At 56.0% G+C, this 5,863-nt stretch carries 5 protein-coding genes and 1 pseudogene; 1 reads left to right on the forward strand and 5 read right to left on the reverse strand.

Going from position 1 to position 5,863, the window contains the following annotated elements:
* From K5905_RS25690 to K5905_RS25710, 5 genes are all read right to left on the reverse strand, one after another.
* The coding region (locus K5905_RS25690) for a DUF1131 domain-containing protein (protein WP_297589467.1) at positions 1 to 450 on the reverse strand (450 nt) is incomplete at its 3' end.
* Positions 451 to 653: 203 nt separating this feature from the next.
* Positions 654 to 1,235, reverse strand: coding sequence for a TIGR00730 family Rossman fold protein (locus K5905_RS25695; RefSeq protein ID WP_297589469.1), 582 nt, complete (start codon positions 1,233 to 1,235; stop codon positions 654 to 656).
* Between the two features lie 77 nt (positions 1,236 to 1,312).
* Complete coding sequence (locus tag K5905_RS25700) at positions 1,313 to 2,701, reverse strand: dipeptidase (protein ID WP_297589472.1); 1,389 nt, start codon at positions 2,699 to 2,701, stop codon at positions 1,313 to 1,315.
* 208 nt (positions 2,702 to 2,909) lie between these two features.
* Positions 2,910 to 3,857 carry a cation transporter gene (locus K5905_RS25705; protein ID WP_297589474.1) on the reverse strand — a complete coding sequence of 316 codons (948 nt, stop codon included), beginning with the start codon at positions 3,855 to 3,857 and terminating at the stop codon, positions 2,910 to 2,912.
* Positions 3,858 to 3,862: 5 nt separating this feature from the next.
* Entirely contained in the window at positions 3,863 to 5,422 is a 1,560-nt protein-coding gene (locus tag K5905_RS25710) for a helicase HerA-like domain-containing protein (protein ID WP_297589476.1), read from the reverse strand.
* Between the two features lie 189 nt (positions 5,423 to 5,611).
* Here K5905_RS25710 and K5905_RS25715 point away from each other — a divergent pair.
* Positions 5,612 to 5,863 (forward strand): annotated as a pseudogene (locus K5905_RS25715) (DUF2267 domain-containing protein); the annotation flags it as partial.

Consider the following 5,863-nt stretch of genomic DNA (forward strand, 5'->3'; position numbering starts at 1 on the left):
GGCCATGCCGCGCCACAGGTTCTTGCCGGCTCGGCAGTCAGCACGGGCTGTGCCGATATCCGCGAAGGTCATACCGATACGTTCACCATTCGGGCCCTGCAAATGGTGGGTGACACCGTGAACGGAACGTACCTTGCCGTTTTGTCCCTTAAACACCTGCAGCACCTGGAAACCGTCGGTGTTGAATGCGGCGAGAGCCCACTCGGTGTTGTTTTCAACCGCGGTCTGAACCCCTTCCGTCGTAAATCCGGGCAGGGCTGTTTCGATGGAATTCGAACCGTAACTGGTTTCCTTGGTTATCCCGCCAACGTTGTCTTCCGTGATTTGGACCAATGTGAGGTTCGAGGTCGAAACGAGTCTGCTGGACGTTCCGTCGAAATCTGCAGTTGGCGAACACGCAATTACAGACAAAGCAGCAAGCAGGGTGAGACCCAAATCACGAAGGCGCATAGACTAAACACACATTATTGTTGGACGGCCGCGATCTTATGTGCGGTGCTGATATGGACTTAGCAACTAACGCCTTGTTTGCAAAGAGACTGCAGCCTGATGTGCACAGGTCCTGAAGCTTGCCTTAGGTCATACCCTCACAAAAACGATTGTGACGGCGGAGTGATATTTTCAAAGACACGTCGCCAAACTTCAGAAAACCGTCAGGTTTCGTCCTTCTTGATCCATTTCGGTGTCGACGGTGGAACGTAGTTTTTGAACCGGTCAATCAAAGCGTCCGGCGTTTCTGCGACCTGTGCCATGTCGCGCATGGCTTTTTTGGTGAAACCCTCCCGGGTCTGATGGTCCAGAAAGGCGATCAACTGGTCGTAGTAACCTTCGACATTGAGGAAGCCGCAAGGCTTGGCGTGATAACCAAGCTGCCCCCAGGTCCAGACCTCAAATATCTCTTCCAGCGTGCCAACGCCTCCGGGAAGCGCAATAAAGCCGTCTGAAAGATCGGCCATCAGCGCCTTGCGCTCGTGCATGGAACCAACGAGATGAAGCTCGTTGAGGCCATCGTGTCCGATCTCCTTGTTCTGCAGCGATTTTGGAAGCACACCGACAACTTCCCCGCCTGCGTCCAGGGCTGCATCTGCAACAGTCCCCATCAAGCCGACCTTGGCGCCGCCATAGACCAGACGATAGCCATTTTCGGCTATGATCCGTCCCGTATCCCTGGCAGCATCGCCATATGTTTCAAGTGCGCCGTGGCTCGAGCCGCAAAAGACGCAGATGGATTTCATGTTTCGTTCCCCGAGTTTTCGCACTGCTTTGAGTATATCGGCGGGTTTAGCGTTCAACCCGCCGTAACGGTTGCCGGTCAGCCCTTTGACAGTTCGTCCAGGACACGCGCCCAGGAGCGAATGCCTTTATGGAAGCTGGTCAGATTGTACTTTTCATTCGGCGAATGGATCTGATCATCCTCAAGGCCAAACCCGATCAGGAGTGAATCCATGCCGAGCATACGCTTGAAGTCTCCGACAATCGGAATGGAGCCGCCCATGCCAACAAGAGCAGCTTCCTTGCCCCATTCGTCCTTTAGGGCGATCTCGCCTTTTTCCAGCGCGGGCATATTGAAATCGAGCCTCAGGGCGGGGCTGCCTTCCTTGGCAATGAAGTCGACCGAGCAGTCCGCGGGAATTTTGGAGCGCACATAGGCGCGGAAAGCATCCTGGATCTTGACCGGGTCCTGATCACCGACCAGACGGAAGGTGAATTTTGCATGGGCTTCTGCCGGTATCACGGTCTTGGAACCTGCCCCCTGGTAGCCGCCCCACATGCCGTTGACCTCGACCGTCGGCCGCGACCAGAGATGTTCAAGCGGGGAACGGCCCTTTTCACCTCGCGGGTTTTTGAGGCCGACCTCACCAAGGAAATCCTCGACGGAAAATCCTAGATCCTCCCACATTTTCGTGACGTTTTCCGGTATCTCGATGACGCCGTCATAGAAACCCGGCAGGGTCACCTTGCCATTCTCATCGTGAAGTCCGGCGATGATTTCAGAAACGATGTGGTTCGGATTCTGTGCCGATCCGCCATACATGCCCGAATGGAGGTCGCGACTTGCAGCCTTGACGACAATCTCGTCGCCGACCATACCGCGCAGCATGATAGCGATGGCGGGTGTTTCTGCATCCCACATGCCTGTGTCGCAGACGAGGGCGAGGTCGCAGGACAGTTCGTCCTTGTGGGCTTCCAGGAACGGTCTCAAGGAAGGGGAGCCGGATTCTTCTTCTCCCTCGAACAGCACGGTGACATCAATCGGCAGGTCACCGGTTTCCTGAATGAAGGCACGTGCGGCTTCGACGAAGGTCATCAGCTGGCCCTTGTCGTCGGAAGAACCGCGGGCGACGATGATCTTGCTGCCATCCTCGCGTGTGACGATGCTCGGTTCGAAGGGATCCCTGTCCCACAATTCCAGTGGATCGACCGGTTGTACATCGTAGTGACCGTAAAAGAGCACATGAGGCCCTGGTTTCCCAGACTTGCGGTGGCCGACAACCATCGGATGACCAGCCGTGTCGCGCACGGAAGCCTCGATGCCGATATCGGTCAATTCCTTCGCAAGCCAGTCTGCGGCCTCACGGCAAGGGGCTGCAAAGGCAGGGTCGGTGGAGATACTCTTGATCTTGAGAAGGTCGAACAGGCGGTCGAGGCTGGATTCAAAATTGGCATCAACGCGCGCCAAGACCTTGTCGATGGAACTCATGACGGATCCTCAAATTTAAAAGCAGATTGGGTCAGGTCGGACAGATTCTGACCTGGTCAGAAGGCACTAACAGGCCACAACCGCGCCAGAAGAGCAAATGGATATTTATCAATGCTGCTGCCGGGCATTCTGTTTCAGGGACCCGGCAAAGCTTGGGGTTCGAAGTTCGCGAATTCGGCAGGCTGCGTTGACTGGATTGAGACGTGTGTCAGGTCCGGCTGTTTTTGAACCGGTCACTGGCTGTCAGGATGACTTCGACACGCATCGGCCCAACGTCTTTGTCAAGGCGCTCTGTCAGTTCGTCCCGAAACCTGTCGATCTCCGCGGCGCGGACGGCTTTTTCCGGATCTATATAGACAGCGGCATAATGCATGCGTCCGGCCTGCAGTACGGCAGAGCGGTGAAGCCGATACCCATTCTGTTTGGCAAGATCTCGTGCTGCGCGCGACACTTTTGCATAAGTGCTACCTGGTGCACTGACGCCCGCAAGGTCGGCAAGTGTCGTGCGGAAAGCGGCGACCGGTTGCCAGAAGAGAGCCAGCACCAGCACAAGGACGATGACAGCGTCACCAATCGGCACATAAGGTCCCAGAACGGTGTCCTCAAGGAAGGGCAGAGATAACAGGGCTGCCCCTGAACCGACGCTGAGCGCGCCGTCGATCATGGCTGCCCTGGCTTCGGTCTTCAATAATTCGCTTCGCCTGCCAACCTTTCGGTAAGCGCGGTGAAAATTGAATGCGAGCGCCAGGCAAATGGCCACGATCACGATGGAGTAGACAACAATCGGACCGAAGACGAGCTCCGGAACCACGCCGCCGCTGAAGAATGTCCAGATTTTGGTTCCCGCGACGACGGCAGCGAATATCAGAATGCCGATCAGGATCAGATTGCGGAACGTGACGTAGAGAACTTCGTCGAAATCGTGTCCCCAGGGACGGCTGCGGGTTGGCGGTAGTCCCACACGCGCTCCGATGCGTGCCGCCGCAATGGCCGAAACAAAGTTCACCGCCGAATAAAGCCCGTCCACCAGCATCGCGTCGGACCGGGAAAGCCAGGCAGTAAGAACCCCGGCAAAAGCCATGAACAGGTTTGCCCATTTGCCGACAGCAAGCGCATTGCGTTCGATTTTCAGATGCTGTGCGTTCTGAGCCGCCATGAGTGTCAGTTGCCGCGTTTCAGGGAACCGAGAAGACCTCGCACAAGTGCGCGGCCAAGAGATGATCCCAAACTTCTTGCAGCAGACTTCAGGCCGGCCTCCAGAACCGTGTCGCGCTGGCCTCGGCGTTTGGTACGGCGCTCCATGCTGTCCCTGCGCGGCCGGTCATCGCGGCCGAAATCAGGCAGTTGAAAGCCTGATCGTGTTTTTCTGGGTTCACCGTGTTTGCGGGCGTGGCGTTCTTCCTTTTGCTGACGGCGTTGCTCTTGACGTTGTTCCTCCTCGGCGCGAGACGTCAGGATTTCGTAGGCCGATGTCCGATCCTTGGAACGCTCATAAAGACCAAAGACGGGACTGGACTGAATAAGCGTACGTCGTTCGGCCTGTGTCACCGGTCCAAGTCGTGAGCATGGCGGCCGGATCAAGGTCTGCTGTACGATTGAAGGAATACCTTTGCCCTCAAGCGTTGAGACCAGAGCTTCACCAACACCAAGTTCTGTTATGACGCGCTCGGTGTTGAGATCCGGGTTCGGGCGAAAGGTTTCGGCTGCGGCTCGAACGGCCTTTTGATCGCGGGGCGTGAAAGCGCGTAGCGCATGCTGAATGCGGTTGCCAAGCTGCGCCAGCACGGTTTCGGGAACATCTAGCGGGTTTTGCGTGACGAAATAAACACCAACCCCTTTGGAGCGGATAAGGCGGACAACTTGTTCCACTTTCTCGACAAGTGCCTTCGGCGCATCATTGAAAAGAAGGTGGGCTTCGTCGAAAAAGAATACCAGTTTGGGCTTTTCCGGATCGCCAACTTCGGGAAGTTCTTCGAATAGTTCAGACAGAAGCCATAGCAGGAACACACCATAGAGGCGTGGGGAGTTCATCAGCTTGTCGGCAGCCAGGATATTGACGACGCCGCGTCCATCTGGAGCCGTCCTGATGAAGTCCCGGATATCGAGAGCCGGTTCGCCGAAGAAATTCTCAGCCCCTTGACGTTCCAGCACGAGCAGTCGTCTTTGGATTGCGCCGATGGACGCCTTTGAAACGTTGCCGTAGAGCGTCGACAGTTCGGATGCGCGCTCGGCGACATGAGCCAGCATGGCGCGCAGATCCTTCAGGTCGAGTAGAAGCAGACCTTCGTCGTCGGCAAGTTCAAACAGAATGTTGAGAACACCTTCCTGGGTGTCGTTGAGTTCCAGGAGGCGGGCCAGAAGAAGGGGGCCGATCTCGGAGACCGTGGTTCGAATCGGATGGCCCTGTTTCCCGAAAAGGTCCCAGAACACAGCTGGGAATGCCTCATATTCGTATGCTGTCTCGAGACCAACGTCCCGGGCGCGTTTTTCCAGGAAGTCCTTCGACACTCCTTCAACAGCCAATCCGGAAAGGTCGCCCTTAATATCGGCGCAAAAGACAGGTACACCGGCTTTCGAGAACCCTTCCGCGAGAATTTGCAGGGAAACCGTTTTGCCGGTGCCGGTTGCGCCTGCAATGAGACCGTGCCGATTGGCGAGTTTCAGGGTCAGAAATTCGCTCTTGGTGCTTGCACCGATAAAAATACCGTCTTTTTTCGTCACTCTTTCCCCCGAATCCCGTACTTGTTTCCTCAGCCTAACAAAGCCGTTTCAAAAATGCGCGCTTACGGTGCGTCATAATCTGCTTCGTCCTGTATTACCCATCGACGGATCAGATTTATGACCTTAATAGAGAGGCCAGAAACGGCGACAAAGCGCCGATGCACAGGCTTTATTGACCAGGAGATTGGTATGGAAGAACTCATCAGCCGGATTATGGCGGCAGCCGGAACCGATGAAGGGGTCGCGAAAGAGGCAATCGCCATCATTCTCGGCTTCCTCAACAAGGAGGGGCCCGAAGACAAGATGCAACAGATTTTTGATGCGTTGCCCGGAGCTGCCGATCTTGTCGCCGAGCGTGAACAGGAAAAATCCGGTGGCGGTCTTCTTGGCGGTCTTGGCAACATGATGGGCGGCACGATGGGCGCCATGGCAACATTGAAC

The sequence above is a fragment of the Roseibium sp. genome (assembly GCF_025698965.1).
Classification (GTDB): Bacteria; Pseudomonadota; Alphaproteobacteria; order Rhizobiales; family Stappiaceae; genus Roseibium.